At 38.7% G+C, this 3,971-nt stretch carries 3 protein-coding genes and 1 pseudogene; 2 read left to right on the forward strand and 2 right to left on the reverse strand.

The features are described 5' to 3' along the window. Positions 1-191: pseudogene (locus ACJAZP_RS19970) on the forward strand (NAD(P)-dependent oxidoreductase); the annotation flags it as partial. A gap of 206 nt (positions 192-397) precedes the next feature. Here ACJAZP_RS19970 and ACJAZP_RS19975 read toward each other — a convergent pair. Further along, on the reverse strand, positions 398-1,411 hold the full coding sequence (locus tag ACJAZP_RS19975; protein WP_415232493.1) for a 5'-nucleotidase: 1,014 nt from the start codon (positions 1,409-1,411) through the stop codon (positions 398-400). A gap of 339 nt (positions 1,412-1,750) precedes the next feature. Between ACJAZP_RS19975 and ACJAZP_RS19980 the strand changes: the two genes are divergently transcribed. Beyond that, on the forward strand, positions 1,751-2,698 hold the full coding sequence (locus tag ACJAZP_RS19980; protein ID WP_415232494.1) for an FRG domain-containing protein: 948 nt from the start codon (positions 1,751-1,753) through the stop codon (positions 2,696-2,698). Positions 2,699-3,339: 641 nt separating this feature from the next. Here ACJAZP_RS19980 and ACJAZP_RS19985 read toward each other — a convergent pair. Then, positions 3,340-3,971: LysR substrate-binding domain-containing protein (locus ACJAZP_RS19985; RefSeq protein ID WP_415232495.1), on the reverse strand; the 632-nt coding region annotated here is incomplete at its 5' end.

A 3,971-nucleotide genomic window follows, 5' to 3' on the forward strand; every position in this document is an offset into this window, starting at 1 on the left:
CAGCCGCCATTATCTTCCCCGTTGAATCTGAAGGTCAATACCGTTTAGGCGGCGATGAATTCTTTACTGATGCACAAGGCCAAAGCCGAGTATCGGTAGTCGATCACGCCAAAGCCATGCTCGATGAAGCCATGCTCGATGAAACCAAAAATGCCAAGCATATTAATCAACGTATTAGCGTTGCTTACTAACTTGAATTGAGTGTGCTGATTTATAGAAACAGGCCTAAATGGCCTGTTTTAGTTTATTGCTTCGAGATATAAGAAATCGAGACTAGGGCGATCACCTTAGCATTTAGCGTTAAAAGTAAGGCGATAGGTAAACGTTACTCTGCCTCTACTTATTGCACTCTCAAACAAGCATTTTATAGCATAACTTATAATCTTAATTACTCAGTTTATTCGTTCGGAACTTCTGCTATTTCCTCTACTACTTTATTGGTCACTCTGTCTTCAATTAATTTTTTCAAAGGAGAATTGCTTGGGTATAGTACTTTGGCACAAGGAATATCAAGTGCGGCAGGATCAAGATGTGAATCTTGGTCATCAAAGAAAATATGTGGTTTAAAGGCTTTTAAAAATCGACTTTTTTGGAGTCCTCCTAGAAAAAATGCTTGATCTATATATACATCCCAAGCCCTAAGCGTTTTTATCACTCGCATTTCTGCGGGGCTGTTTCTTGCCGTCATAATAGCTAATTTAACAGGTGAATACTCAATACGCCCTGGTAATCGTTCTTGCACTTTTGATAATTTTTTTAACAAATTAGCATATGGTCCTTCTAGAAGAGGAATATCTTGTTCTTCATCTTCTTTAGACCAAAATTTATTCAAACCTTCAGTTTGATTAACAATTTCACTTGCTTCATCAAATAGAACTGCATCTGCATCAAAGGCAAATCTAACTTGTGTTTCATCAAGCAAACTGGCACCTTTAGGCGGAGCTTTTACTAAAGCAGATGCACAAACTTTACTATCAATTACCTCTTGAGCATCTTCTTCATTTGTAGTTAAAAATAAATCAACGTAAAAAGCATCTAGGTAGCTGGAACTTTTTTCACCCGCTAGAAAGGCCGATCGAGTAATAGGTAACTGTCGTCTCCGAATTTCCTTCAAAACTCGAAATCCAGTTTCTGGGCTATTTCTAGAAATTACAACTACTTCTACAATAGGAGTTTTGTCCGATTCTTTTAAGTGGTTGTTTAAATTTAACAACGCTCTAACAAGAGGCATACCAGTGCCATCTTCTAACTTTTCATTTTCTTTTTCTAGCATGTGTTTTCTGTATTCATCAATCGCTGAATCAGGATCAGATTTTGACTTTTCTTTAAATATTTTATCTGATTCTGATAAATCAAATAGTGCCGTTGCGGATATACCAATAACCAATGTTTCGGATAATTCAATTGCCATAAATAATTCCTTTTGTAGCTAACACCCGCGTAATTGTCACGCTTGTGTACGCCCAGCATGGGCATGAACTAATGAGATAAAAGTCCTCTGCAGGAAGGTCACCATTCAATAAAATGCTGTTATTAAACGTTAACTACTAGCGAATGGCAAGGGCTTATCCGCGAGGATTGGTCTGAAGGAAGCCGCTAGCCTTATAATTGTAAAGAGTGCGAGCTGATGAATGACAAAAATATGCCACCCATTTTTTGAAGTACCAAAATAGATAAAAAAATACTCTAAATGTATAGTGTCATCTAGCTTTAATGCTTAACTGTCGTCATGTCTAATCAAGGATGAATAATGCAGCACTCAGATATAGAAAACCGTAAAGAAATTCATTGTGTCGCTGATTCGATAAAACTAGCAAAGTCAGAGATATCAAATAATTCTAAAAGTTGGTGGTTTAGAGGGCAGTCTGACGCTCGGCACAATCTTATTCCAAGTCTATTCAGGCCAATAAACGGTAAATACTATGATGAAAATAAGCTTATAAATGAATTCGTAAGGATGCATCCGGAAGCCAGAGAACGCCATACCGATGTTCTAGAACTTCTAACTTATGCACAGCACTACGGTTTACCAACAAGACTACTTGATTGGACTGAAAACGTATTAGTTGCTCTGTATTTTGCGTGTAGTAGTGATAAAAATCTTGATGGAAAACTCTTTTTATTACCAGATTTCGTGGATGATTTATTCGATTTCGATTATTACAACTTTGATTTCGGTAAGGTTTTTTTAAAGAACTTAATTGAATACAATGATGCAGATGATTTTGATCATTTTTTTAGGCAAGTTGCATCTTTAATGAATGAGACAAATTTTTATTCAATTAGTAAACAAATTATTATAGATGGACAGCGTTTAGATGATTTTTTGACATTAGAGAAAAAGTATCACGGCCCTCTCTTAGGTAATGGTATAGATTTAATTTTTGATACACAAAACGTTGGAACAGAACGTTCGATAAAACATGCTGGGTTTATGTATACACCTAAACGTCTGAATAAACGGTTAGTTACGCAATCAGGTTGTTTTACATGCCATACAGGTAAGATATTGTTTAATGAACAATATGTTAAGGTGAATAATGAATTTGATAAATTTTCACGCTCTTTTATTATTCCCTCTCGGTACAAAGCTGACATATTAAATGAGCTTAAATATTGTGGAATATACGAAGCCGCATTATTTCCAGAGCTTGAATATCAAACTAAACATATTAAAAGCTATTCACTTTTTAAATAGTTGAGATAGGTTTAAGTATTTGTTTTTATTTCCATTGTACTTATTGTGATTTTCAATCAAGTGTTATGGTTGCTTAAACCTTCATCTTCACTGAGCATTACTTTGTTTAAGTTTATGTTGAGTAACAAGAGATCAATAAAACAACTCTGAACTTGAGGACGTTGAAGAAAATAGCGTGAGCTAGCCATGGATGGCGGGCTAGCTTTCGTTGGCCAGGGATGGCCTATCGGAAGCGTTAGCATTTTCGAATAAGGGCGAAGCCGTCTACAAACGAAGCTAAAAGCTGGATCTACCCCATGGCGACCTTTTCGCTTTTTGAAAATGTTGCGGGGCGGCTGGGAGTTCCAAGAGGGAACAGCCGTTGGTTTCCTCTTGGTCTGGTGTGGGCGAAGTGCCACGACGTTAATGGCCGCAGGCCATAGCCAAGACTAAAACCAAAGAACAGAGCTGGATTCCTGCTCACAAGCATTGCCGGAATGACGGAGAATAGCGCCAGGAATGACATGGATTTGGCCCGTGCAGGGTGGAACCTTGCGATCTTAATTCAAACGAAGTTTGAAAAAGCTGGTGTGGGCGAAGCGCCACGATGTTGGTGGCCGCAGGCCATAAATAGCAGAACTAGAACCCGGCAAAGAACCGCTTTATGTATTACCCCATTGATGACAAAACTCAATAAAACTTTTCAGCAGCGGACTGTGGTATTTATCTTTATGGACCACTAACCAAAACGGTCGCTGCATATTGATGTTATCCCCCTTGATTGGACCATCGAGCCGAGTCACACGACCATCATTAATGGCATAGTGTGCCGCCAAAGCAGATAAACAGCCTAAGCCAAGCCCCGCGGCAACACTGTTAATTAAGGCCTCGGTAGTGTTGAGTTCAAACACTTCATCCCAAGTGTTAATATTAGCCGCGATGGTTCGCAGAAAAAACTCCCTTGAACCCGATCCCGCTTCGCGTAATACCCAATGGCTGTGTTCTAAATCAGTAAATTGGACTGAGGTTTTCTGACAAATGGGCAGGGAAGGTGCGCCAATAATACACATTTCATCATGGCTAAATTGGCTTGCTATAAGTTCTGGATAATAACTTTTACCCTCAATCAACCCTATGTCTAATTCGTAATCCAGCAGCTTTTGGCAGATTAGCCGTGAATTGGAAATTACTACGCTTTGAGAGAAATGCTGATATTGCTGCCGAAATTGGCTCAATAATGGCGGAACCAGATGATTACCTAAGGTATCGCTGGCACCTATTTTCAATTGACCTG

Origin of the sequence: Psychromonas sp., assembly GCF_047632955.1 — a bacterium.
Classification (GTDB): Bacteria; Pseudomonadota; Gammaproteobacteria; order Enterobacterales; family Psychromonadaceae; genus Psychromonas.

Coding starts and splice junctions, on each gene's coding strand:
- ACJAZP_RS19975 (WP_415232493.1), bottom strand. CDS start 1,411: ATGGCAATTGAATTATCCGAAACATTGGTTATTGGTATATCCGCAACG.
- ACJAZP_RS19980 (WP_415232494.1), top strand. CDS start 1,751: ATGCAGCACTCAGATATAGAAAACCGTAAAGAAATTCATTGTGTCGCT.